Genomic DNA, 23,920 nt, shown 5'->3' on the forward strand with positions numbered 1-23,920 from the left:
TCAGGCTGTCTGACCGGTGAGGTCCAGTCCTGTCAGGTTACGTCCGTATTTCGGGGCGGACCCGGGTCGTTCCGATTTCGGGGGAGTGCACGACAGACCTTTGTGAGTGTGTCTAAAGTCAAGCAAATATCCGGGTCACGCCGGTCATCGCCCGTGGCCCACCCGACACCCGCGGACCACCCGCGGACGGTGCGTGCAGTCGACCCTGTTCGTGCCGGATTCGATGGAGGACATGTTGAGAGTCAAGAAGACGATCGCGGTGGTCTCGGTGGCCATCGCCGCCGTGGGCATGCTCGCGGCGTGTGGTGGCGGGGGTGGGTCCTCGAGCGCCGAGGGCACCTACAGCCTGTACATCGGCCAGCCCGAGAACCCGCTCGTTCCCGGTAACACCACCGAGAGCGAAGGCAACCAGGTCCTCAAGGCCCTGTTCAGCCCGCTGGTCACCTACAACGACGAGACCAGCGAGGTCGAGTACGACGGCGTCGCCGAGTCGGTCGAGTCGGACGACCAGAAGAATTGGACGATCAAGCTCAAGCCGGACTGGACGTTCCACGACGGCACGCCTGTCAACGCGAAGTCCTACGTCGACGCGTGGAACTACACCGCGCTGAGCACCAACGCCTTCGGTGCCTCGTACTTCTTCGAGAACGTCGTCGGCTACGACGACCTGCAGGCGGCGGACGGTGCGGAGCCTTCCGCGACCGCGATGTCCGGCCTGGAAGCGGTCGACGACAGCACCATTCGCGTGGAGCTGAAGGAGCCGTTCGCGATCTACCCGGTGACGCTGGGCTACAGCGCGTTCTCGCCGCTGCCCGAAGCGTTCTTCACCGATCCCGACGCCTTCGGTCGTCGTCCCATCGGCAACGGCCCGTTCAAGGCCGACGAGGACTTCGTCGAGGGCCAGGGCATCACCCTCACCAAGTACGACGATTACAAGGGCCCGGACGCAGCACAGGCGCAGGGCGTGCAGTTCAAGGTCTACACCGAGTTGAGCACCGGCTACACGGACGTTCAGGCCGGTGGTCTCGACATCATGCTGGACCTGCCGTCGGACGCCTGGGCCACCGCCCGCGATCAGTTCGGTGACCGGTACGGCGAACGAGCTCGCCCGGACATCACGTCGCTCGGATTCCCGACGTACGACCCGCGTTTCTCGGATCCCCGTGTGCGCGAGGCGTTCTCGATGGCAATCGATCGTAAGGCCATCACCGAGGCCATCTTCACCAACACTCGTACGCCGGCCACCTCCTTCGGTTCGCCCGTCGTCGACGGTTACCGGGACGACGCCTGCGGCGCCAAGTGCGAGCTGAACGTCGATCAGGCCAATGCGCTGCTCGATCAGGCCGGCTTCGACCGGTCACAGCCCGTCGACCTGTGGTTCAACGCCGGTGCGGCACACGACACCTGGATGACCGCCATCGGCAACCAGCTGCGCACCAACCTCGGGGTCGACTACGTGCTCCGCGGTGACCTGCAGTTCGCTCAGTACCTTCCGCTGCAGGACTCGAAGGGCATGACCGGCCCGTTCCGTTCGGGCTGGATCATGGACTACCCGTCGCTGTACAACTTCCTGTCGCCGCTGTACAGCATCCCGGCGACGCCGCCTGCCGGCTCGAACTACGTGTTCTACAACAACCCGGACTTCGACGCAGCCCTCTCCGCGGGCAACAATGCGGCGAGCACGGGCGAGGCGACGACGGAGTACCAGCGGGCCGAGGACATCCTCATCCGCGACCTGCCGGCCACTCCGCTCTTCTACGGTCTGAACCAGGCCGTGTGGAGCGAGCGGGTCGACAACGTCAAGATCGACCTGTTCGGTGACATCGAGGTCGCGGACGTCACGGTCAGCTGACCTCACTCTCGACTCGGTGGGGCGCCGTGCAGACGCAGGGCGCCCCACCGACGCGTGAACCGTGAGACCCCGAAGAGGAGAACCCAGTGGGTCGCTTCATCACGCGCCGATTGCTGTTGACCATCCCGGTCCTGATCGGCGCCTCGTTCCTGATCTTCGCGATGGTGTACGCCCTTCCGGGCGATCCCATCCGCGCGCTCGCGGGTGACCGCCCGCTCGCCCCGGCCGTCGTCGCGCAGTTGCGTGCGCAGTACAACCTCGACGATCCGTTCCTGGTGCAGTACGCCAAATATGTCGGCGGGCTGCTGCAGGGCGACTTCGGCACCGACTTCGCCGGGCGCCCGGTGCTCGACACCATCTCCCAGCGTCTTCCGGTGACGGTGCGGCTGACCATCGTGGCCATCGTCTTCGAGGCCGTCATCGGCATCGCGGCCGGCGTGCTCTCCGGTCTGCGCCGCAACTCGTTCTTCGACAACCTCGTGCTGGTGTCGACGACGCTGCTGGTGTCGGTTCCCGTGTTCGTCTTCGGCTTCGTCGCCCAGTACCTGCTCGGTTACAAGCTGGACCTGTTCCCCATCGCGGGCATCAACGACGGGTGGTACAGCTACCTGCTGCCCGGCCTGGTCCTGGCGTCGTTGTCCATGGCCTACGTCGCGCGACTCACGCGCTCTGCGGTGTCGGAGTCCATGGCGGCCGACTACATCCGCACCGCGCGTGCCAAGGGCGTGGGCTACCGGCGCATCGTCCTGCGTCACGCGCTGCGCAACAGCATGATTCCCGTCGTGACGTTCATCGGCGCGGACATCGGCTCCTTGCTGGGCGGCGCCATCGTCACCGAGTCGGTGTTCAACCTGCCGGGCCTCGGACGTGCGATCTTCGACGCCGTGCAGAGGCAGGAAGGCGCGGTGGTCGTCGGCATCGTCACGCTGATGGTCTTCTTCTACATCTTCTTCAACCTCGTCGTGGACGTGCTCTACGCGCTCCTCGACCCCCGAATCCGATACGAGTAGGCGCTATGACCAACGATGCACAGCATCTCGCCGCCGAGGGCGAGCCGGGCAACGTCGTGACCGGTGAGGCACAGGAACTGGTCGGCCAGGCCAGTCTCTGGGGCAACGCGTGGAAGAAGCTGCGCCGCAGCGTCTTCTTCTGGTTCGGTGCCGTCATCACGGGGGTCCTCGTCCTGATGGCCGTCGTGCCCCAGCTGTTCGCGCGCGGCATCGATCCGCGTGCGTGCACCTTGTCGGACACCCGGCTCTCTCCGAGCTCCGAGCACTGGTTCGGAACGGACCTGCAGGGATGCGACTACTACGCCAACGTCATCTACGGCGCCCGCATCTCGCTGACCATCGGACTGCTCGCCGTCATCGGCGTGCTGATCATCGGCGTCCTGATCGGCGCGCTCGCCGGGTACTTCGGCGGCGTGCTCGACAGCCTGCTCGCCCGCTTCACCGACATCTTCTTCGGCATCCCGCTCCTGCTCGGCGCGCTGGTCCTGCTCACCGTCACCAGTGAGCGGACCGTCACCACGGTGGCGCTGGCCCTCATCGCCTTCGGGTGGATGACGGCCATGCGACTGGTCCGCTCGTCGGTCATCTCGATCAAGCAGAGCGAGTACGTGCAGGCCGCACAGGCACTGGGCGCGAGTACGTTCCGCATCCTGGTCCGCCACATCCTGCCCAACGCCCTCGCACCCGTGCTCGTGTACGCGACCATCGCCGTCGGCACGTTCATCGCGGCCGAGGCCACGCTGTCCTACCTGGGTATCGGGCTGCAGTTGCCGGCGATCTCGTGGGGCCTGCAGATCAACCTCGGCCAGAACTACATCTCCACCTCGCCGCACCTGGTGCTCTTCCCCGCAGGGTTCCTGTCGGTGACCGTGCTGGCCTTCATCCTCATGGGCGATGCGCTGCGAGATGCGCTCGACCCGAAACGGAGCTGACGGACATGAGTGACGACAAGACCGGCCCGATTCTCGGAGTCTCGGATCTGACGATCGACTTCGAAGTCGACAAGACGTGGCGTACAGCCGTACGGAACGTCTCGTTCGACCTCGCTCGCGGTGAAATCCTCGCCATCGTCGGCGAATCGGGCTCGGGTAAGTCCACCACCGCCATGGCGGTGCCCGGCCTGCTGGCCGACAACGCCCGCGTGAGTGGCAGCATCACGCTCAACGGTCGCGAACTGATCGGCTTGAAGGAACGTGAGCTGAACTCGGTGCGCGGCAAGGACATCGCCGTGATCTTCCAGGAGCCGATGACGGCTCTGAACCCCGTCTACACCATCGGGTGGCAGATCACCGAGGCCATCCGCGCGCACAGCGAGCTCAGCAAGGCGCAGGCCAAGGACCGTGTCATCGAGCTGCTGCGGCTCGTCGAGATGCCGGAGCCGGAGAAGCGCGTCAAGTACTACCCCCACCAGTTGTCCGGTGGCCAGCGCCAGCGCGCGATGATCGCCCAGGCGTTGGCATCCGAGCCGTCCGTGCTCATCGCGGACGAGCCGACCACGGCACTCGACGTGACCGTGCAGGCCGAGATCCTGCAGCTCATGCGCGACCTCCGCGGTCGGGTCGACGCGGCGATCCTGCTCATCACCCACGACATGGGTGTGGTCGCCGACATGGCCGACCGCATCCTCGTCATGCGCGGTGGCGACATCGTCGAGCAGGGCACCTCCGGCGACATCTTCCATCGTCCCGATCACGCCTACACCCGCGAACTCCTGGCCTCCGTGCCCCACCTCGGTTCCCGGACCGGGCAGGCGGGCACCGACGACACCCCCGACGTGCGGTACGCGCTCGAACTCGTCGACGCCGTCATCGAGTACCCGGGTTCGCGTCGCTCGGGTGGCTTCCGCGCGGTCGACGGTGTCAGCCTCACCATCGAGCCGGGCGAGGTGGTCGGTCTGGTCGGTGAGTCCGGATCGGGCAAGTCGACCATCGGCAAGGCAGCCGTCGGCCTGCTCAAGCTGCATTCGGGGTCGTTGTCCATCGCCGGAACGGACATCACGTCGATGTCGACCCGCGACCTGCGTCCGGTGCGCAGCAAGGTCGGCATCGTGTTCCAGGATCCGGGTTCGTCGCTGAACCCGCGGTGGCCCATCGGCCAGTCGATCGGCGAGCCGATGCTGCTGCACACCGAGATGGACCGTGGTCAGCGCAACACCAAGATCGAGGAGTTGCTCGATCAGGTGCACCTGTCGCGGGACATGCGCAACCGCTACCCGCATCAGCTGTCGGGTGGTCAGCGCCAGCGTGTCGGCATCGCCCGCGCCCTGGCTCTCGAACCCACCCTCCTCGTCGCGGACGAGCCGACGTCCGCGCTCGACGTGTCCGTACAGGCCAAGGTGCTCGAGCTCTTCCAGGAGCTGCAGCGGGAGTACGGCTTCGCATGCCTGTTCATCAGCCACGACCTCGCCGTGGTCGAGGTGCTGGCTCGCCGCATCGCGGTCATGAGTGCGGGCAAGCTGGTGGAGTTCGATCGGACCGACACCATCCTGCGCTCGCCGGCCGACCCGTACACGAAGCGGCTGCTCGCCGCGGTGCCCGTTCCGGACCCGGAGCAGCAGGCCGTCCGGCGCCGCGAGCGTGCCGAGTTGACGGCTGCCGAGCGGAACGCCGGATCCGCCGCGACGTAGGACCACCGATAGCCTGACCGGATGACCAGCTCAGCCACAGATCCCCTCGGCCCGATCCTGGAGCTCGAGGGGGTGCGCGACGCCGCCGAGCGGGCGCGGAACGCGTTGGGCGAGGTGCACCGGCACAAGGCCAACCGGCGCGGATGGAAGGCGACGGCAGCCGAGGCGGCGGTCCGGGCCGCGCGGGCCTCCGCCGCGATGGAGGGTTCCTCCACGGCGATGCCCGAGGACGGTGAGGCCGCTCCGCCCCTGCTCGCCGGCGCGCTGCGGGTGGCCCAGGCTCTCGACGACGACTCCCTGCCGATCATGGTGGGCGTCTGGCAGCGGGCGCCGCTGCAGGCACTCGCGCGGCTGCACCTCCTGGCCGCCGCGGACCTGGCGACGACACAGGACGATCTCGGACGACCCCGTGCGGACGCAGCCGACCGCCTGGCGTTCCTGGCGGATCTCGTGACCGGCGCCACGAAGGCGCCCGCCCCGGTGCTGGCCGCCGTGGTGCACGGAGAACTGTTGGCGCTGAAGCCGTTCGGCACGGCCGACGGCATCGTGGCCCGGGCGGCCTCGCGGCTGGTGGCCGTGTCCACGGGCTTCGACCCCCACAATCTCGGTGTCCCGGAGATCAGTTGGGCGAAGCGGCTCGCCGCGTACCGCACCGGCGCCGACGGTTTCGCCCGCGGCACCGAGCAGGGCGTGGGGAGCTGGGTGCTGTTGTGCTGCGGCACCTTCGAGGCCGGAGCAGCCGAGGCGACCACCATCGCGGACAACTCTGTCTGACGCATGAAACGGGCGACGCTGCCGAGTTCTCACCTCGACGACGTCGCCCGTCAGCACGAACGTCGGTTACCAGGCGTGCAGAGTGGGTTGCGGCGGAGCGGACTCCGCGAGGCCTCGGCGAGAAATCGTGCGCCCGGGACTCGTGTCCGCAACCAGTGCGAAGTTCTCATCCCTGATGCGCGACTTTCGCAGGCCCACAACGCTTGTGCCATCATAGCGGCGCGCTACGCGTGGGTACTGATCGGTCGTGCTGGGGAAAGCCCGGCTGGGAGAGCGATCCTTCTCTTCCGGCCCGCTCTTGGCCTTCCGTCTTCCCGTACGACCATTTGTACTCTGTGACTCGCGCCACAGCAAGGGTTTCGCGAACCCGATCGATTCAGCGTCGCCGACGCAGCAGCGTGTACGTCGCGGCGCCCGCGGCCAGGGCGCCGAACGAGACGGCGGCCATGCCGGCCACCGTGCCCGACGACGGGGCCTGGAACCGGGCACGCAGCGAGACCGGGTCGGAGAACGTGAGGATCGGCCATCCCCTGGCCGACGCCTCGCGGCGCAGGCCTCGATCCGGGTTCACCGCGGTGGGATGTCCGACCGCGTCGAGCATCGGCAGATCGGTGATCGAGTCCGAGTAGGCGTAGGACCGAGACAGGTCGTATCCCTCGCGCTCGGCCAACTCCTCCATGGCGGTGACCTTGCCGGGCCCGTAGCAGTAGAACGAGAGCTCGCCCGTGTACTTGCCGTCCTCGACGGCCATCCGGGTACCCATGTCGTGGTCCACGCCCAGAGCCTCCGCGATGGGCGCCACGACCTCCTCGCCGGAGGCCGAGACGATGACGACGTCGTGGCCGCGCAGCTTGTGGTCGGCGATGAGGTCGGCAGCCTCGGCGAAGACCAGCGGATCGACGATGTCGTGCAGCGTCTCGGCGACGATGGCTCGGACCTGCTCGACGTCCCAGCCGGTACACATGTTGGCGATGTGGATGCGCATCCGTTCCATCTGGTCGTGATCCGCGCCCGACACCAGGAACAGGAACTGCGCGTAGCTGCTCTTGAGCACGCTCCGGCGGTTGATGAGACCCCCGTCGAAGAAGGGCTTGCTGAAGGCCAGCGTCGAGGACTTGGCGATGATCGTCTTGTCCAGATCGAAGAACGCGGCGACGCGGCCGGGGGCGTCCGGGCGGAGGGGTGTGCTCACCCCGTCAGCCTAAGGGTGCCCGGAGGTGGATCGCGGGTCACGGGGTCTCCACCTGCTTCGACGGCGCCACGGACCGACGGTCGTCCGTGTCGGTGCGGGTGGTCGGCGGTGTAAGATTTCGACTACCCGGTCTCGAACCGGGCGTGTTCAGCCCGACCCCCCGGGGCTGAACTCCGACGACCCCCGCCTCCTCCCCCCCTGGCGGGGGTCGTCCCCTACTTCCGGTGCGGTAGCACCTTCTCCACGCTGGTGCAGGCGCCGTCCCCGGGTACCGAGTTGTCCACAGGTTCGGCTCGCCGCTCTGGCGGACCGACCGCGGACGCCGCACGATCGACGGCGTGACCGACCTCGATTCAGCACTCCTGGTGATCGTGCCCGACACCGCACTCTCCGATCGCGTCCGGCGCATCGCCGCCGCCGCGGGTCGGGAGTCGTCGCACCTCGGCGCGCTGCCGGACCGTGCGCTGTGGCAGTCCTCGGACATCGTCGTGCTGGGAACGGCAGCTGCCGAACGAGCAGTGCAGGAACACCTTCCGAGGCATCCCGGTGTCGTCGTCGTGACCGACGGACCGGCGGACGTCGAGGCCTGGCAGAGCGCGTCGCGGCTCGGCACCTCCCGTGTGCTCGCGCTGCCGGCGCAGGAGGCCGATCTCATGGGGGTGCTGTCCGCGGCCGCACGCGTCCCCGTCGGTGGCGGTGTGGTCGTGACGGTGGTGGGCGGTTGCGGCGGCGCCGGTGCGTCCGTGTTCGCCGCGGCATCGGCCGTCGTCGCGTCCCGGTCCGGGCGCACCGTGTTGATGGACGGAGACGCGGCGGGCGGCGGGATGGACCTCGTCACGGGACTCGACGGCACACCGGGCCTGCGCTGGCCGGAACTGGTGATCGACGGCGGAACCGTCACGGCCGACGCACTGCATCACGCGCTGCCCGGGCGCGGCGATCTGGCGGTGCTCTCGACCCGGCGCGAGCAGACGAACACCATCACGGCAGCGGCCTGGCGCGCCGTCGTCGACGCCGGAGTCACGGCGGGCGAGGTCGTCGTGTGCGACGTACCGCGCGCAGGCCCCATTCACGAGATGTCCGTGCAGGCGGCAGATCTGGTGGTCGTGCTGGTCCCGGCGACGGTGCGGTCGGCCGCGGCGGCGCAGTGTCTCGCCCGGTCGATCACCTCGACATCGGCCAACGTGGGAGTGGTGGTCCGCGGTCCCGCGCCGTCCGGACTGACGGCCGCGGAGGTGGCCGACGTGGTGGGTCTTCCCCTGCTCGCCTCCGTGCGCCCCGAGCGTCGACTCGCCGCGATGCTCGACGGGCGTGGACTGGTCCTCGGCCGCCGATCTCCCCTGGCGCGAGCTGCCGGCGACGTCCTGGCGCTGCTCACCTCGGCGCCCACGACATGACGGGATGGGTGTCGACGGATCTGCTCGATCGCGTCCGGGTGCGCCTCGTCGACGCCGACCGGGATCCGACGCCCGCCCTCATCGCGGAGGCGCTCCGGGCCGAGGCGGGCGGCGTGCTCGGTGACGCGGATCTGCTGCGCGCACTGCATCTCCTGGACACCGAGTTTCGCGGTGCCGGCGTGCTCGACGCCGTCCTGCGCGAGCCCGGCGTGACCGACGTGTTGGTCACCGGACCCGACGACGTGTGGGTGGACCGGGGACAGGGTCTGCGGCGAGCCGGCGTCGGGTTCGGGGACGAGGCCGCCGTGCGCCGCCTCGCCCAGCGGCTGGCGCTGTCGGCCGGGCGGCGGCTCGACGATGCGCAGCCGTGGGTGGACGGTCGTCTGCCCGGAATCGATCCCGGGTCGTTCGGAGTGCGACTGCACGCCGTTCTCGCGCCGGTGGCGCAGGGCGGGACGTGCCTGTCGCTCCGCGTGCTCCGTCCCGCGACGCAGGGTCTGGCAGCGCTCGCCGCGACCGGCGCGTTCGCCGACGGCGCCGAGGATCTGTTGCGCCGCATCGTGTCCGGACGCCTGGCCTTCCTCGTGGTCGGTGGCACAGGAACCGGCAAGACGACATTGCTGGCGGCACTCCTCGGCGAGGTGGACGCGGCCGAGCGCATCATCTGTGTCGAGGATGCCGCCGAACTGGCGCCCTCGCACCCCCACGTGGTGCGGCTCGTCGCCCGGCCCGCCAACGTGGAGGGAGTGGGCCAGGTGGGGGTGCGCGATCTGGTGCGTCAGGCCCTGCGCATGCGTCCCGATCGCATCGTGGTGGGCGAGGTCCGCGGTGCCGAGGTCGTGGACCTGCTCACCGCGCTCAACACCGGACACGACGGCGGCGCGGGCACCGTGCACGCCAACTCGCCCGACGAGGTACCCGCACGACTCGAAGCGCTGGCGGCCCTCGGTGGCATGGACCGGGCGGCGTTGCACAGCCAGTTCGCCGCCGCGGTGCAGGTGGTGCTGCACACCGCCCGCACGCCGAGCGGGCAGCGTGTGCTGTCGTCCATCGGCGTGCTCGAACGGGACGACCGCGGGCTGTGCACCGTGGTCGACGCCTGGTCGCGAACGCGGGCACGAGGTCCAGGACTCGACGCTCTCACCGCGATCCTGCGCCGGCGGGAGGGGTCCACGTGATGCTCGCGGCGGCCTGTCTCGCGGCGGCTCTGCTGGTGCTGCCCTGCACGGACGCGCGCCGGCGCCTCGGACCGGTGCGCCGACGCTCGCTCGTGTCCGTGCGAGTGCCGGCGCGTGCCTGGATACCTGTGGCGGCAGGTGCGGCAGCGCTGGGCCTCGGTGCCGCGGCGGGCGCTGCGGTGGCCGTCGTGCTGGGAACCGTCGCCCTGCGGCGCACCCGAGGCGCCGTGCGGGCGGACCGTCGCCGCGCGGGGGACACCCTGGCGGCGGCGCTCGAGACGGTGGTGGCCGAACTCCGCGTGGGAGCCCACCCGGCCACAGCCTGCCGCACCGCTGCGCGTGAGCACCCCGGACCGGTCGGCACGGTCTTCGCGGCGGCCGCGGCCCGTGCGGAACTGGGCGGCACGATGTCGGATGCCGTGCGTGTCGGCGGACGCGGGCCGGCGTGGGACCGGGTGGGTGCCGTGTGGCGCGTGGCCGAGGTGCACGGGCTGGGTCTCGCGGCACTGCTCGACGCGGTGCGCTCCGATCTGCGCGATCGCGGACGCTCGGCCCGGCGCATCGAGGCGTCCATGGCCGGCCCGCGCGCCACGGCGATGGTCCTCGCCGCGCTGCCCGCCGTCGGCGTCCTGCTCGGCCAGGCCATGGGCGCAGCGCCCCTCGCGGTTCTCACCGGAGGCGGCGCCGGCGGCATCATGCTGGTCGTCGGAGTGGCCCTCGCCTGCGCCGGGCTGCTCTGGACCGACGCCATCGTCGCGAAGGTGGCACCGTGACGATCACCCTCGTGCTCCTCGCCGCCGCGGTGCTCGCGCTCCCGCCCGCCGTCGGTGTGCGCGCCCGGCTCCGGGTGCCGGGCGCGAACGGCTCCGCATCGGTGGGGGTGGCGCCGACGGACCACCACGCCACCGCGGGCGCGTTGGACCTGCTGTCCGCCTGTCTCCGTGGGGGACTCGACATCGGCAGCGCATCCTCGGCGGTGTCCTCCGTCGCGCCCGAACCCATGGCGTCGGCGCTGCGCCGCGCCGCCCAGTTGCTCACTCTCGGAGCGGATCCCGATGCAGCCTGGTCGGCGCTGGCGGCGCATCCCGACACCGAGTCGGTGGCACGCGTCATCCTCCGCTCGGCGCGGTCGGGAACCTCGATGGCCGACGCGACCGCCGAGGCGGCAGCCGATCTGCGCGTGCGGGCCGACGATGCCGCCGCTGCCGCGGGCGAACGCGCCGGAGTGATGGTGAGCGGACCGCTGGGGCTGTGCTTCCTGCCCGCGTTCGTCTGCCTCGGCATCGTGCCCGTGGTGATCGGGCTGGCCGGGTCCGTCCTGAACGGCGGGGTGATGTGACCCCCGCCCGAGAACGCCGAGGGGGAACGTCCTCCTCGGAACACGAAGGGGGAGAACATGAGCAAGTTCCTGACCGAGGTGGGCGCGCGCATCCTGATGGTGGCGCGGGAGGACGACGGGATGTCGACGGCCGAGTACGCCATCGGCACCATCGCGGCGGCGGCGTTCGGTGCCGTGCTCTACACGGTGGTGACGGGCGACAGCATCGTGACCGCGCTGACGTCGATCATCGACAAGGCTCTGCAGACGCAGGTCTGACGGGGGACTCGGGTCTCACGGGCGACAGCGGGGCGGTGACGGTCGAGGCGGCGCTGGCGATCTCGTCGATCGTCGCCGTCCTGGTGTTGTGCCTCGGTGCGCTGGTCACCGTCACCGAGCACATCCGGTGCATCGACGCGGCGCGGGAGGGTGCCCGGCTCTCGGCGCTCGGAGACGAGAGCGCGGTGACGTCGGCGACGGCGGTGGCCCCGCCCGGTGCGCGGGTGACGGTGTCGCGCGTCGGCGATCTGGTGACGGTGCGGGTGGAGGCGTCGTCGCCGCTGCCCGGGTTGACGGTGTCGGCGAGTGCGGTGGCGACGGCGGAGCCGACGGGTGGATGACCGCGGTTCGGCGACCGTGGTGGGGGCGTTCGTCACGGCGGCGCTGGTGGTGGTGACCGCGGCGGTGGTCTCGGTGGGTGCCGCCGTCTCGGCCCGTCATCAGGCGCAGTCGGCGGCGGACCTCGCCGCGTTGGCGGGTGCCGCCGCACTGACGTCGGGGTCCGAGGCGGGGTGCGCGGCGGCGACGGCGTCGGCTGCGCGGATGGATGCGGTGCTGGACGGATGCGCGGTGGAGGAGTGGGACGTGCAGGTCCGGGTGCGAGTGCGGATCGCGCTGCTGCGCTTCGGGGAGAGGGACGCGGTGGCCTCTGCGCGGGCGGGGCCGGTGGAGGAGTGATCGTGGACCAGCACCTCGGTATGTCGGTCAGCGCGACTCGGCGAGCCTGCGTACTTCCGGTGCGACGGGGCGGCCGGTCTTCGCGCTGGCGGCCATGGCGGCTCGTGCAGCAGCCCGCCTCACAGAGACACGCAACTGGTGCCTAGGTGATCGTGGACTATAGACCCCGGATTCCGGGGCCTGGATTCCACGATCGCGCGAGCAGGAGCATGCCCATGCCGATGGTCCACACGTTCAGGGTGTCGAGGGCGAGCCGCTCGGTGACACCCGAGCCCAGTCCCCACTTCCCGGGGCTGAGGAAGGCGATGCCGCCCACCACGGCGATCGCGCTGCAGGCGTAGGTGAATCGCGAAGCCACTCGACCGACGGATCCTGCGACACACAGCATTCCGGCGAGCTGCAGGCCGAAGTGCACCTGCGCCGCGACGGTGTGGGGGACCGGTGCGACGTCCATCGGGAGGAACCCGACGGCGCACGTCGCGAGACCGGAGAGCGCCACGAGGATCCACCCCGTCCGTGCGATGCCCACCGAGGGACGTACCAGGAGCGCCGCGCCCGCTGCGGTGGCGCCGCCCACGGCCACGAACGTCGCGTTCATGACGACGTGATCGGGCGAGCAGTAGTCGGTGCACGTCGCCGCACCGAGGGCGCTGATGACGTCGTCACGCCAGCTGTACGGGGTGGTCCAGGAACGCGAGACGATCACCTGCATCGGCCAGTAGAGGACTGTGGCGATCCACAAGGAGGCGACGCTCCGACGCAGGGTCATGACACGACGGTAGACACCGGCGTCGTGACCGGCGCATCATGAGGTGAGTCACACGTGTGACGTGCGGTAACGCGCAACCGGGTTATCGCAGGCCGAGCATCGGGGGAATCGGAATGTCGAGAGTGGCGGACGTCAAGGACGAGGCACGATCGCGGCTGCGGTGGTTCGCGGTGCACGGAGTGGTGCGCTTCTTCGCCAAACGCGGCATCAAGATCGGTGACCCGCAGGCCAAGCTCATCGCCGATCCGGTGACTCGCGCGAACCCCGGTGTCGTCTACCAGGAGATTCGCGACCGGGGAAAGATCGTCAAGGGCCGCGTCGCCTACCTCACCGTCGACCACGGGCTGATCTTCGACCTCCTGCGCTCGGACGACTACCGCACCGTCGTCGTGGGCGGCAATCTCCCGAAGCCGCTGCGGGCGATCGAGCGTCGCACCCGAACCGCCGCTCTGCACCCGCTGGCGCCGCCGTCGCTGCTGTCGGTCGAGCCGCCCTCGCACACCCGCTACCGCAAGCTGGTGTCGTCGGTGTTCACCGCGCGCGCCGTCAACGCGATGCGCGACAACGTGCAGCAGGTGGCCGACACGCTTCTCGACGAACTCGTGGCCGCGGGCGGCGGCACGGTCGACATCGTGTCGTCGTACTGCGCCAAGCTTCCGGTCGCCGTCATCGGTGACATCCTCGGCGTGCCGGAGGCGGACCGCGACAAGGTGCTCGAGTTCGGCGAACTCGCGGCGCCCAGTCTCGACGTCGGTCTGACGTGGTCGCAGTTCCGCGAGGTCGAGCAGGGCCTCGAGGGCTTCGACCGGTGGCTCGCCACCCACATCGCGGGATTGCGCGACAACCCGGGCGACGATCTGATGAGTCAGCTCATCGCGGCGTCCGAGGACGGGGTGTACCTGAACGATCGGGAACTCCGCGCCACCGCGGGTCTGGTGTTGGCGGCAGGGTTCGAGACGACGGTCAACCTGCTCGGCAGCGGCATCAATCTGCTGATGAACAACCCCGACCAGCTCGCGCGACTGCAGGACGATCCGTCGCTGTGGGGAACGGCCGTCGACGAGATGCTGCGGCTCGAGTCGCCGGTGCAGATGACGGCCCGCGTCGCGAAGGGTTCCGTCACCCTCGAAGGCATGGACCTCGAGGCCGGCGATCTGGTGGTGTGCGTCCTCGCGGCCGGTAATCGGGACCCGCAGGTCTTCGACGACGCCGACACCTTCGACGTCGGTCGGTCCAACGCCAACAAGCACCTGTCGTTCTCGGGTGGGCGCCACTACTGCCTCGGCGCCGCACTCGCGCGCGCTGAGAGCGAGGTGGGACTGCGCACGCTGTTCGACCGCTTCCCGCATCTGTCGTCCGCCGGCACCGGCGTCAAGCGGGACACCCGTGTGCTGCACGGGTTCCGCACGCTACCGGTGGCGCTCGGCGAACCGGCCACCGTGTCTGCCTAACCCTCCAGACAGGCGAGGACGGCGTCGAGCACGCGCACGGCGCCGTCCTTGTCCAACGGATCGTTTCCGTTGCCGCACTTGGGTGACTGCACGCAGGACGGGCACCCCGAGACACACTCGCACGACGCGATGGCCTCGCGGGTCGCGGAGAGCCAGGTGCCGATGACGGCGTGGCCGCGGTCGGCGAATCCGGCGCCACCGTCGTACCCGTCGTAGACGAAGACCGTCGGCAGGCCGGTGTCGGCGTGCAGTGCCGTCGACACGCCGCCGATGTCCCATCGGTCGCATGTCGCGACGAGGGGCAGCAGACCGATGGCCGCGTGCTCCGCCGCGTGGAGCGACCCGGGGACACGTTCGGCGGTCACGCCGGCGGACTCGAGCAACTCCGGCGTGATCGTGTACATGACTGCGCGCGTGTGGAGTTCCTGCATCGGCATGTCGAGTTCCACGGAGTCGAGAATCTCTCCGGACGGCAGTCTGCGGAGGTATCCGACCACCTGGTGGCTCACCTGGACCTGCACCAGCGCGACGTCGACCTCCCCGTACGACTGCTGTTCGTGCACGTCCTCGATCACGATGTCGGTGATCTCGCGCGCCGAGGTGGTCCACTCGGGCTCCTCGGGGTGCACCACCGCGAGGCCTTCCTCGAAGTCGAGCGTGTCCACGACGAACGACTCGCCCTGATGGATGTGGACAGCGCCGGGGTGGGTCGTCGAGGGCGCGCGGCCGGCGTCGACGGTGCCGAGCATGCGTCCGGTGGAGCCGTCGACGATCGCGATCTGCGACCCGATACCGCCCCGGATGTCCACCGCCGCATGGGGGGTCGCGTCCGCGGTGATGTACCACCCGTGCGGCCGACGGCGGAGCAGACCCTGGTCCGCGAGGGACTGCGCGACGTCCTGAGCGCCGAGCTCGATCACCTCGTCGTCGGTCAGCGGGAGTTCCATGGCCGCGCAGAGCAGCTGTGGCCCCAGCACGTAGGGGTTGGTGGGATCGGTGACCGTCGCCTCGATGGGCTTGTCCAGCAACGCGGCCGGATGGTGCACGAGGTACGTGTCGAGCGGGTCGTCCCGGCCCACCAGGATCACCAGCGATCCCTGGCCGCGGCGACCGGAGCGGCCGGCCTGCTGCCAGAACGACGCGACCGTCCCCGGGAAGCCGGCGACGACGACGGCGTCGAGCCCCGCGATGTCGACGCCGAGCTCGAGTGCGTTGGTGGTGGCCACGCCGAGCAGGGTGCCGTCGGACAGCGACCGCTCTAGTTCGCGGCGGTCGTCGGCGAGGTATCCGGCCCGGTATGCCGCGATGCGCTGCGGCAGATCGGGATCGACGTCCGCGAGCAGCCGCGCGGTACCCAGTGCCGTCAGCTCCGCGCCGCGTCGGGAACGGACGAACGTCAGTGTTCGGGCGCCCTCGACGACGAGGTCGGCCATGATGCGTGCGGCCTCGGAACCGGCGGCGCGCCGGATCGGCGCCCCGTTCTCACCCGTGACGTCCAGAAGCGGTGGCTCCCACAGGGCGACGGTCCGGGGACCGTGGGGAGATCCGTCCTCGGTGATCTCCTCGCACGGTGCACCGACCAGGCGACTGGCCGCAGCCCCGGGATTCGACGCGGTGGCGCTGGCGAGAACGACGACGGGCGCGGCGCCGTAGCGCGCGGCGATGCGCCGGAGTCGTCGCAGGATCAGGGCGACGTTGGAGCCGAACACCCCGCGATACGAATGACATTCGTCGACGACGACGTACGCCAGGTTGCGGAAGAAGTGCGCCCACCGCTGATGGCCCTTGAGCAGCGAGATGTGCAGCATGTCGGGGTTGGTGAAGATCCACCGTGAGTTCGCCCGGGCCCACTGGCGCACCTCGAGGGGTGTGTCGCCGTCGTACGCACTCGGTGCGATGTCCGGGAAGCCCCGCGCGGCGAGCGAGTCCGTCATGTCCACTGCAGCCCGAAGCTGGTCCGCTCCCAGCGCCTTGGTGGGCGCGAGGTAGAGCGCGGTGGCACGCGCGTCGGTCGACAGACGGGACAGCACGGGCATCCGGTACGCCAGCGACTTGCCCGACGCGGTGCCCGTCGAGACCACCACGTTGCGGCCCGACCACGCGAGCGACGCGGCCTCTGCCTGGTGGGTCCACGGCTGCGGGATCCCGCAGTCCTGGAAGACCTCGACGACCGCGGGCTCGAGCCACTGCGGCCATGCGGCGTACCGGGACTCACGTCCCGGCAGCTCCGCCGCGTGGGTCAGCGGAGACTCTCCCGGCGGCGTTCCCGCCAGCGCTCGTCCGAGCAGCATTCCGCCGAACGAGGAGGCCGGTGCGTCGGTCGTCGTGCTCACTGTCTCTCACTCCCTCGGTGCTCGTGTCGATCGTAGAAGAACGGGCGGACAGAGCCCGCGAGGATATTTACGAAGTTGTTGTCTCGTCGACTGTCGCGCCGCCGTCCGACGTGGTTCACTGTTCTCGGTCGCAGCTTCTGTGTTCGTTTTCACGCTCGCAGGATCTAATGTTGCGAGCGCGGTGCGTGAAGCTCTGCCCACGGGGTGACTCTTGGGGGGGATCATCACAGCGGTCGGAACCGGCCCGATGGACTGTAAGTGCCGTTCATCGCATCCGGTGTTCAAGAAAAGGATAGACAAGCATGGCACAGGGAACTGTGAAGTGGTTCAACGCCGAAAAGGGCTTCGGCTTCATCGCACCCGAGGACGGCTCCGCTGACGTCTTCGTCCACTACTCCGAGATCCAGGGCAGCGGCTTCCGCACCCTCGAGGAGAACCAGCGCGTGGAGTTCGAGGTCGGACAGGGCACCAAGGGCCCCCAGGCCACGGGCGTCCGCGCCGTCTGATCTCGATCGGACAGTCTCTACCGACACGTCCCCCGTCGCCTTCCGAGGTGGCGGGGGACGTCTCGTTTCCGTGACACTGCGTCGCGGACACCACGCCGGCGGGGCGTTCGTGGCTTACTGTCGCGATCGTGAGCCAGTTGTCCTTCTTCTCCGCCGAGTCGACGCCGCCCGACGCGGCCGACCTCGCCGGGCTGCTGGCTGCGCAGGGTCAGCCCGTGATCGTGTCCGGGCGCACGCGCATCTCCGTCGTCGTCGACGCCACCTGGCGTGCCCACGCGGTGGCCGACCTGATCGAGTCGTGCGGCTTCGACGCCGAGATCACGACGACCGACGAGGGACGGCCACTGGTCCGGACCGAGCCGGTGCCCGAGCTGGCGTCGCTCGCCGCGGAGTGGGTCCGGGGAGCGGTGAAGGCGGTGCCCGGGGGTTGGGTGCCCGGACCGCGCGCCCTGCGGGCCTGGGTGGTCGCGGCGGGACGGCAGGAGGCAGGCGGCGCCCGGTTCGTCCTCGGACTCGATCCGCACGCCCCCGACACGCATCCGGTGCTCGCCCAGTCGTTGATGCGCGCCGGTGTGGCGCCGACTCTGGTGGGAACCCACGGAGGGACGCCGGCACTCCGGATCACCGGTCGACGTCGAGTGACCAGGCTCATCGAGAACATCGGCGAGCCGCCACCGGGCGCTCTCGCCGCGGGCGGGTGGCCCGTCCTCGTGTAGAGGAAGAGGGGGACTCGGACGGAGGTCACCGATGGTCGATGGGCCGCGGTGTCACATACGAGTTGCACGTGTGTGTCACTCTGTAGTGTGTCGGCTTCGAACGGTTCGGGGTATCGACGCAGGTGAACGGGTTCCCTCTCGCGGGGACCAGGAAGGTTCGGCAGCAGGTGGCAGCAGGAGACAGCACGGGGAACTCGTCGTCCGGCGCGTCCGGGCTTCGGCGTCTCGTGATCGTCGAGTCACCCACCAAGGCCAAGAAGATCGCGCCCTATCTGGGCAAGAACTACGTGGTCGAGGCCTCGGTCGGGCACATCCGAGATCTCCCGCGTGGTGCTGCAGACGTTCCGGCCAAGTACAAGGGCGAGTCCTGGGCTCGTCTCGGTGTCGACGTGGACCACGACTTCGAGGCTCTCTACGTCGTCAGCCCGGAGAAGAAGGGCAAGGTCGCCGAGCTCAAGAGCTTGCTCAAGGACGCCGACGAGCTCTACCTCGCCACCGACCCCGACCGCGAGGGCGAGGCCATCGCGTGGCATCTCCTCGAGACGCTCAAGCCGAAGATTCCGGTTCGACGGATGGTCTTCCACGAGATCACCGAGCCGGCCATCCTTGCCGCCGCCGCCGACACCCGCGAACTGGACACCGACCTCGTCGACGCCCAGGAGACGCGCCGCATCCTCGACCGCCTGTACGGCTACGAGGTCTCGCCGGTGCTGTGGAAGAAGGTCATGCCGAAGCTGTCGGCGGGCCGCGTCCAGTCGGTGGCCACACGTGTCATCGTGCAGCGCGAACGTGAGCGCATGGCGTTCCGATCGGCCGAGTACTGGGACATCTCGGCGCAGCTCGACGCCGGCGCCGAGGCGACGCCGCGGGCGTTCGGTGCGCGCCTGGTCAACGTCGACGGCTCTCGTGTCGCGTCGGGACGCGACTTCGGTGCCGACGGCAAACTCAAGTCCGAGGGCGTCACCGTTCTCGACGAGGCGCGCGCACGCCGGTTGTCCGAGGCTCTGGACGGTGTCGATCTGACCGTCGCGTCGGTCGAGTCCAAGCCGTACACGCGGCGTCCGTACCCCCCGTTCATGACCTCGACCCTGCAGCAGGAGGCCGGGCGCAAGCTCCGCATGTCCTCCGAGCGCACCATGCGTATCGCGCAGCGGTTGTACGAGAACGGCTACATCACCTACATGCGTACCGACTCGACGAACCTGTCGGCGTCGGCGATCGATGCCGCACGTCGTCAGGCCACCGAGCTGTACGGCCCCGAGTACGTGCACGACACCCCGCGGCAGTACACCCGCAAGGTGAAGAACGCGCAGGAGGCGCACGAGGCCATCCGCCCCGCGGGTGATTCCTTCGCGACACCGGGCCAACTGCACAGCTCGCTGGACACCGACGAGTTCCGCCTCTACGAACTCATCTGGCAGCGCACCGTCGCCTCCCAGATGGCGGATGCGCGCGGAACCACTCTGTCGCTGCGCATCTCGGGCACCGCGGGTACCGGTGAGGAGTGCACCTTCGCCGCGTCGGGACGCACCATCACGTTCGCCGGCTTCCTCAAGGCTTACGTCGAGAGTGTCGACGACCAGGCCGGGGGACAGTCCGACGACGCCGAGTCCCGGTTGCCGGTTCTGGAGCAGGGACAGGCGGTCACGGCCACCGGTCTCGATCCCGACGGTCACACCACCAACCCACCGGCCCGCTTCACCGAGGCGTCGCTCATCAAGACGCTCGAGGAACTCGGCATCGGTCGCCCGTCGACGTACTCGTCGATCATCAAGACCATCCTCGACCGCGGATACGTCTACAAGCGCGGTAGCGCCCTGGTGCCGTCGTGGGTGGCGTTCTCCGTGATCGCGTTGCTGGAGGCGCACTTCGGCCGGTTGGTCGACTTCGACTTCACCGCAGGCATGGAGGACGACCTCGACGCCATCGCCGGTGGCCGCGAACGACGTGGAGACTGGTTGTCCGCCTTCTACTTCGGCGGTGAGAACGGCACGGAGGGGTCGGTCGCACGGTCCGGCGGACTGAAGAAGATGGTCGGCCAGAACCTCGAGGACATCGACGCTCGCGTCATCAACTCGATCCACCTGTTCGACGACTCCGAAGGTCGCGACGTACACGTCCGCGTCGGTCGCTACGGCCCGTACCTCGAACGGATGGTGCAGAACCCGGACGATCCCGACGGGGATCCGATCTCGCAGCGCGCCAACCTGCCCGACGACCTTCCGCCGGACGAGCTGACGCTCGAGTTCGCCGAGAAGCTGTTCGCGACTCCGCAGGAGGGTCGCAAGCTCGGTGTCGACCCGCTGTCGGGTCACGAGATCGTCGCCAAGGAAGGACGATTCGGGCCGTACGTCACCGAGGTCATCCCCGAGGAGCCCGAGCCCACCCCGGACATCGTTCCGGTGGAACAGCATTCGTCCGATGGGGGCGGCGGCACCGCCGTGGCCACCAAGGCGGCGAAGAAGGCTCCCGCCAAGAAGGCCGCCAAGAAAGCGACCGCCCCGAAGCCGCGAACGGGTTCGTTGCTCAAGTCGATGGATCTCGCGACGGTCACGTTGGACGACGCGCTGAAGCTGCTGTCGTTGCCGCGCGTGGTGGGCGTCGATCCCGAGAGCAAGGAAGAGATCACGGCGCAGAACGGGCGCTACGGTCCCTACCTCAAGAAGGGCACCGACTCCCGCTCGCTGGCCACCGAGGACCAGATCTTCACCGTCTCCCTCGAGGAGGCTCTGAAGATCTACTCCGAGCCCAAGCGTCGCGGACGTCAGGGTGCGGCCACGCCGCCGCTGCGCGAACTCGGTGTGGACACTGTCAGCGGTCAGCCGATGGTGATCAAGGACGGCCGCTTCGGTCCGTACGTCACCGACGGTGAGGCCAACGCCAGCCTGCGCAAGGGCGACGAGGTGGGCACCATCACCGACGAGCGGGCCATGGAACTCCTCGCGGATCGTCGCGCTCGCGGGCCCGTGAAGAAGAAGGCCACCAAGAAGGCGCCGGCGAAGAAGGCTCCCGCCAAGAAGGCGGCAGCGAAGAAGACGCCGGCCAAGAAGGCTCCCGCGAAGAAGGCGGCCGCCACGAAGACCGCTGCGAAGAAGACGCCGCCCGCCGAGTCCTGAGGACCGCACCTGTCCGCGATTGCCCCTAGCGTTCTCCTCACACACGAGGAGAGGGGCACATCATGGCGGGGACGTACACATCCGTGGGGCCGTCGGTCGACGTCACGGGCGAGAAGCTCGATCTGGTCACCATCCTGGCCGATCAGCGCGGGATGCTCGCGATCACGGCGCGGGGAATCACCGATGAGCAGGCGCGTCGGCGCACGACCGTCAGTGAGTTCACGCTCGCCTCGCTGATCGCGCACGTCGCGTCGGTGATCCGCGGGAACGTGACCATGCTCGAGGAGCGCGACGAGAACTCGACCGTCGACTTCTCGGGATCGGGCGAGCCCGAGGTGCCCGAGTCGATCGAACAGGTGCTGGCCGAACTCGACTCCGCCGGCCGCGCGCTGGAGCAGTGCATCGCCGCGCTCGGCAGCCTCGATGACCTGATCCCGCAACCCACCGCACCGTGGGCGCCGGAGCGCATCTGGTGGACCGCGCGGCGCGTACTGCTGCACCTGTTGCGCGAGATCGCCCACCACAGCGGGCACGCCGACATCCTCCGCGAGGCTCTGGACGGGCAGTCGACGATGGGTGTGGTGGCGGGTGACATGGGGTTGGAGTTTTAGGCGCGATTGCCGTCCTGGACGCGCACCTCCCCGCAGTTCGCGACCGTCCCGTGCCTGCGCGTACTGCCGAGGGGTGCGCGTCCTTCTGCTGCTGTGAGCGCTGCGCGGAGACGATCGGCGAGAGCCGACGTCGCCAGGTCGTTCCACGTCCACCGTTCGATCCGCCACTCCAGTGAGCGCAACCGGTCCTCGCGCAGTTTCTCGGCGATCACCACATCCGCTGCATCCCCGTACTCGCGGTACTTCGCAAGCCCGTCGAACTCGCCGATCACTCCGTCGAACAGGAAGTCCGGCCGTCCCACGAAGCGTCCGCTCTCGTCGAGGACGTCGCATTGGAGCGCAGGAGCGGGGAGGCCGTGCCGGTGCAGGTAGACCCGGCTCCGAGACTCACCCACGCTCTCGGCGCCACCGTCCATGAAGGCGATGGCCCGCCGCGCCCTGTCGATCCCGCGACGACCGTGCGCTCGGACCAGCGTCGCAGCCAGATCGTCCGCCGATGTTCGGCGCAGAGCAGCATCGCCGGAGCAGACCGAGGACTCGAACGGCCGACTACAGGCGAGGTCGACGACTGTTCTGGCGAGCGAGGTGACACGCACCCCGTCGACCGTCGTCACGTCGTCCGGGTGCAGTGGCGATGCGTGCACGACGCGCGACGTGCCGGCCCGACCACCGCCGGATCGATTCGCCGTCAGGTGTGCTCGACGATCGATGTCGGGCCACAGGTCGATGCCGTGGACCAGCGCTGCCGAGCTGTGGCTCACCACCAGATCGCTGTCGGAGGAGAGGACGGCGGCGCGTAGCTCGAGCAGTCGGCGGGTGCGGTCGTCGGACAAGTCGGTCGTCGCCGGATCGACGTAGACGCCGCGGCGCACGGGAACGATCGAACCGGACCGGACAGCAGCGCGTATCTCACCGTCGGACACGCCGCGTCGTCGGAGATCGGCTCGGGGGATCAGACACATGCATCGAAGGGTGCGCGATGCGGGCCTCGAGTCGTCGGCCGTGATCCACAGGCTGGGGATGGAGAATGTACGCGCACCTCTCGGCAGTTCGCGACGGTCCAGGGCCTGCGCGAACTGCTGCGAGATGCGCGGCCGAGCCCACCCCTGGAGCGGTACTCTCACTCTCGAACCACTGACCTACTTCGGGAGTACTGATGGCCGGCGGACTCGTAGCCCTGCTCGACGACGTGGCAGCGCTTGCCAGGCTGGCGGCGGCGTCGATCGACGACGTCGGTGCCGCGACAGGCAAGGCGACGGCCAAGGCTGCCGGTGTGGTCATCGACGACACCGCCGTGACGCCGCAGTACGTGCGCGGCCTCGCCGCCGAACGTGAGCTCCCCATCGTGCGTCGCATCGCCCTCGGGTCGCTCCGTAACAAGCTGCTCATCATCCTGCCGATCGCGCTGCTGCTGAGCCAGTTCCTGCCGTGGCTGCTGACGCCGATCCTCATGGTCGGCGGTGCCTACCTCAGTTACGAAGCGATGCACAAGATCTGGGGCGCCATCTCCGGACACGGCGCTCACGATCACGAGGAGGACGGACCTCGCGACGAGGACGCTGTCGTCGCCGGAGCTGTGCGCACCGACCTCATCCTGTCCGCCGAGATCATGGTCATCGCGCTCGACACCATCGCCGCCGAGGGTTTCTGGAGCCGACTGATCATCCTGGCCGTCGTCGCCGTGGTGATCACCGTCCTCGTCTACGGCGTTGTCGGTCTCATCGTGAAGATGGACGACATCGGTCTCCGGTTGGCCGACACCTCGTCGGGCATCGCGCAGACCGTCGGGCGCGGCCTGGTCAAGGGCATGCCCAAGGTCATGGCGGTGCTGTCCGTGGTGGGCACCGCGGCGATGCTGTGGGTCGGCGGCCACATCCTGCTCAACGGCATCGACGAGCTGGGCTTCCACCCGATCTACGAGTTCGTCCACCACATGGAGGACGCGGTCCACGACGTCGCCGGTATCGGGGGTGTGCTGGCCTGGATCGTCAACACGCTGGCATCCGCGCTGATCGGTCTCGTCGTCGGCTCCATCGTCGTGGCCGTGATGACCGGGGTGTCCTCGTTGCTGGCCAAGCGTCGCGGTGGGGCTGTCGCACAGGAGCACTAAGCTC

General features: G+C 69.2%; 22 protein-coding genes. 18 read left to right on the forward strand and 4 right to left on the reverse strand.

Annotated elements, in window-relative coordinates; all coding sequences use genetic code 11:
- The first annotated feature begins 235 nt into the window (after positions 1–235).
- From QRN16_RS12400 to QRN16_RS12420, 5 genes are all read left to right on the forward strand, one after another.
- Complete coding sequence (locus QRN16_RS12400) at positions 236–1,852, forward strand: peptide ABC transporter substrate-binding protein (protein WP_350310212.1); 1,617 nt, start codon at positions 236–238, stop codon at positions 1,850–1,852.
- A gap of 86 nt (positions 1,853–1,938) precedes the next feature.
- Positions 1,939–2,862, forward strand: a complete 924-nt coding sequence (locus QRN16_RS12405) for an ABC transporter permease (RefSeq protein ID WP_222650609.1) — start codon at positions 1,939–1,941, stop codon at positions 2,860–2,862.
- Between the two features lie 5 nt (positions 2,863–2,867).
- Entirely contained in the window at positions 2,868–3,794 is a 927-nt protein-coding gene (locus QRN16_RS12410) for an ABC transporter permease (RefSeq protein ID WP_222650610.1), read from the forward strand.
- Between the two features lie 5 nt (positions 3,795–3,799).
- Positions 3,800–5,488 (forward strand): ABC transporter ATP-binding protein, encoded by a 1,689-nt coding sequence (locus QRN16_RS12415; RefSeq protein WP_502944000.1) that lies wholly within the window; start codon positions 3,800–3,802, stop codon positions 5,486–5,488.
- Positions 5,489–5,509: 21 nt separating this feature from the next.
- Positions 5,510–6,262: an oxidoreductase gene (locus QRN16_RS12420; protein ID WP_285187109.1), complete on the forward strand. Its 753-nt coding sequence runs from the start codon at positions 5,510–5,512 to the stop codon at positions 6,260–6,262.
- A gap of 376 nt (positions 6,263–6,638) precedes the next feature.
- On the opposite strand, the gene QRN16_RS12425 is transcribed toward QRN16_RS12420, so the two are convergent.
- On the reverse strand, positions 6,639–7,454 hold the full coding sequence (locus QRN16_RS12425) for an HAD-IB family hydrolase (RefSeq protein WP_027506702.1): 816 nt from the start codon (positions 7,452–7,454) through the stop codon (positions 6,639–6,641).
- Between the two features lie 338 nt (positions 7,455–7,792).
- Here QRN16_RS12425 and ssd point away from each other — a divergent pair, with 338 nt between their 5' ends.
- From ssd to QRN16_RS12460, 7 genes are read left to right on the forward strand one after another with little or no spacing between them, the layout of a single operon-like run.
- Positions 7,793–8,851, forward strand: coding sequence for a septum site-determining protein Ssd (gene ssd, locus QRN16_RS12430; protein WP_285187112.1), 1,059 nt, complete (start codon positions 7,793–7,795; stop codon positions 8,849–8,851).
- Positions 8,848–10,029 carry a TadA family conjugal transfer-associated ATPase gene (locus QRN16_RS12435; protein ID WP_285187113.1) on the forward strand — a complete coding sequence of 394 codons (1,182 nt, stop codon included), beginning with the start codon at positions 8,848–8,850 and terminating at the stop codon, positions 10,027–10,029. The genes ssd and QRN16_RS12435 overlap by 4 nt, the downstream gene beginning before the upstream one ends.
- Entirely contained in the window at positions 10,029–10,802 is a 774-nt protein-coding gene (locus QRN16_RS12440) for a type II secretion system F family protein (RefSeq protein ID WP_285187576.1), read from the forward strand. The genes QRN16_RS12435 and QRN16_RS12440 overlap by 1 nt, the downstream gene beginning before the upstream one ends.
- Positions 10,799–11,368: a type II secretion system F family protein gene (locus QRN16_RS12445; RefSeq protein WP_027506706.1), complete on the forward strand. Its 570-nt coding sequence runs from the start codon at positions 10,799–10,801 to the stop codon at positions 11,366–11,368. The genes QRN16_RS12440 and QRN16_RS12445 overlap by 4 nt, the downstream gene beginning before the upstream one ends.
- 57 nt (positions 11,369–11,425) lie before the next feature.
- Positions 11,426–11,626 carry a DUF4244 domain-containing protein gene (locus QRN16_RS12450; protein ID WP_027506707.1) on the forward strand — a complete coding sequence of 67 codons (201 nt, stop codon included), beginning with the start codon at positions 11,426–11,428 and terminating at the stop codon, positions 11,624–11,626.
- A 35-nt stretch (positions 11,627–11,661) separates the two neighbouring features.
- Complete coding sequence (locus QRN16_RS12455) at positions 11,662–11,967, forward strand: TadE family type IV pilus minor pilin (protein ID WP_285187117.1); 306 nt, start codon at positions 11,662–11,664, stop codon at positions 11,965–11,967.
- On the forward strand, positions 11,960–12,304 hold the full coding sequence (locus tag QRN16_RS12460; RefSeq protein ID WP_222650616.1) for an Rv3654c family TadE-like protein: 345 nt from the start codon (positions 11,960–11,962) through the stop codon (positions 12,302–12,304). Before QRN16_RS12455 ends, QRN16_RS12460 begins: the two co-directional genes overlap by 8 nt.
- Before the next feature lie 157 nt (positions 12,305–12,461).
- On the opposite strand, the gene QRN16_RS12465 is transcribed toward QRN16_RS12460, so the two are convergent.
- On the reverse strand, positions 12,462–13,073 hold the full coding sequence (locus QRN16_RS12465; protein WP_285187120.1) for a DUF998 domain-containing protein: 612 nt from the start codon (positions 13,071–13,073) through the stop codon (positions 12,462–12,464).
- A gap of 113 nt (positions 13,074–13,186) precedes the next feature.
- Here QRN16_RS12465 and QRN16_RS12470 point away from each other — a divergent pair, with 113 nt between their 5' ends.
- Positions 13,187–14,524, forward strand: a complete 1,338-nt coding sequence (locus QRN16_RS12470; protein ID WP_222647571.1) for a cytochrome P450 — start codon at positions 13,187–13,189, stop codon at positions 14,522–14,524.
- On the opposite strand, the gene QRN16_RS12475 is transcribed toward QRN16_RS12470, so the two are convergent.
- The gene (locus QRN16_RS12475) at positions 14,521–16,815 is read right to left on the reverse strand and encodes a DEAD/DEAH box helicase (protein WP_285187578.1); all 2,295 of its coding nucleotides are present in this window, start codon (positions 16,813–16,815) and stop codon (positions 14,521–14,523) included. The two genes, QRN16_RS12470 and QRN16_RS12475, sit on opposite strands and share 4 nt — an antisense overlap.
- A 344-nt stretch (positions 16,816–17,159) precedes the next feature.
- Between QRN16_RS12475 and QRN16_RS12480 the strand changes: the two genes are divergently transcribed.
- The 4 genes from QRN16_RS12480 (at position 17,160) to QRN16_RS12495 (ending at position 21,806) form a co-directional block, all read left to right on the forward strand.
- Complete coding sequence (locus QRN16_RS12480) at positions 17,160–17,363, forward strand: cold-shock protein (protein ID WP_005248460.1); 204 nt, start codon at positions 17,160–17,162, stop codon at positions 17,361–17,363.
- Positions 17,364–17,491: 128 nt separating this feature from the next.
- Positions 17,492–18,079: a hypothetical protein gene (locus QRN16_RS12485; protein ID WP_222638935.1), complete on the forward strand. Its 588-nt coding sequence runs from the start codon at positions 17,492–17,494 to the stop codon at positions 18,077–18,079.
- 167 nt (positions 18,080–18,246) lie between these two features.
- Complete coding sequence (topA, locus tag QRN16_RS12490) at positions 18,247–21,195, forward strand: type I DNA topoisomerase (RefSeq protein WP_222633345.1); 2,949 nt, start codon at positions 18,247–18,249, stop codon at positions 21,193–21,195.
- A gap of 62 nt (positions 21,196–21,257) precedes the next feature.
- On the forward strand, positions 21,258–21,806 hold the full coding sequence (locus QRN16_RS12495; RefSeq protein WP_285187255.1) for a mycothiol transferase: 549 nt from the start codon (positions 21,258–21,260) through the stop codon (positions 21,804–21,806).
- Here the strand turns inward: QRN16_RS12495 and QRN16_RS12500 are convergent.
- The gene (locus QRN16_RS12500) at positions 21,803–22,930 is read right to left on the reverse strand and encodes a type IV toxin-antitoxin system AbiEi family antitoxin domain-containing protein (protein WP_285187257.1); all 1,128 of its coding nucleotides are present in this window, start codon (positions 22,928–22,930) and stop codon (positions 21,803–21,805) included. The two genes, QRN16_RS12495 and QRN16_RS12500, sit on opposite strands and share 4 nt — an antisense overlap.
- 32 nt (positions 22,931–22,962) lie before the next feature.
- Between QRN16_RS12500 and QRN16_RS12505 the strand changes: the two genes are divergently transcribed.
- Positions 22,963–23,916, forward strand: a complete 954-nt coding sequence (locus QRN16_RS12505) for a DUF808 domain-containing protein (RefSeq protein WP_222647574.1) — start codon at positions 22,963–22,965, stop codon at positions 23,914–23,916.
- Positions 23,917–23,920: the final 4 nt, after the last annotated feature.

The organism is Rhodococcus sp. MEB041 (assembly GCF_030208955.1).
Taxonomy (GTDB): domain Bacteria; phylum Actinomycetota; class Actinomycetes; order Mycobacteriales; family Mycobacteriaceae; genus Rhodococcoides.

Bases quoted from the DNA above. Each gene is read 5' to 3' on its own strand.
- QRN16_RS12505 (WP_222647574.1), top strand. From the start codon at position 22,963: ATGGCCGGCGGACTCGTAGCCCTGCTCGACGACGTGGCAGCGCTTGCC.
- QRN16_RS12415 (WP_502944000.1), top strand. From the start codon at position 3,800: ATGAGTGACGACAAGACCGGCCCGATTCTCGGAGTCTCGGATCTGACG.
- QRN16_RS12480 (WP_005248460.1), top strand. From the start codon at position 17,160: ATGGCACAGGGAACTGTGAAGTGGTTCAACGCCGAAAAGGGCTTCGGC.
- QRN16_RS12495 (WP_285187255.1), top strand. From the start codon at position 21,258: ATGGCGGGGACGTACACATCCGTGGGGCCGTCGGTCGACGTCACGGGC.
- QRN16_RS12470 (WP_222647571.1), top strand. From the start codon at position 13,187: ATGTCGAGAGTGGCGGACGTCAAGGACGAGGCACGATCGCGGCTGCGG.
- QRN16_RS12410 (WP_222650610.1), top strand. From the start codon at position 2,868: ATGACCAACGATGCACAGCATCTCGCCGCCGAGGGCGAGCCGGGCAAC.
- QRN16_RS12440 (WP_285187576.1), top strand. From the start codon at position 10,029: ATGCTCGCGGCGGCCTGTCTCGCGGCGGCTCTGCTGGTGCTGCCCTGC.
- QRN16_RS12420 (WP_285187109.1), top strand. From the start codon at position 5,510: ATGACCAGCTCAGCCACAGATCCCCTCGGCCCGATCCTGGAGCTCGAG.
- QRN16_RS12450 (WP_027506707.1), top strand. From the start codon at position 11,426: ATGAGCAAGTTCCTGACCGAGGTGGGCGCGCGCATCCTGATGGTGGCG.
- QRN16_RS12435 (WP_285187113.1), top strand. From the start codon at position 8,848: ATGACGGGATGGGTGTCGACGGATCTGCTCGATCGCGTCCGGGTGCGC.
- QRN16_RS12475 (WP_285187578.1), bottom strand. From the start codon at position 16,815: ATGCTGCTCGGACGAGCGCTGGCGGGAACGCCGCCGGGAGAGTCTCCG.
- QRN16_RS12465 (WP_285187120.1), bottom strand. From the start codon at position 13,073: ATGACCCTGCGTCGGAGCGTCGCCTCCTTGTGGATCGCCACAGTCCTC.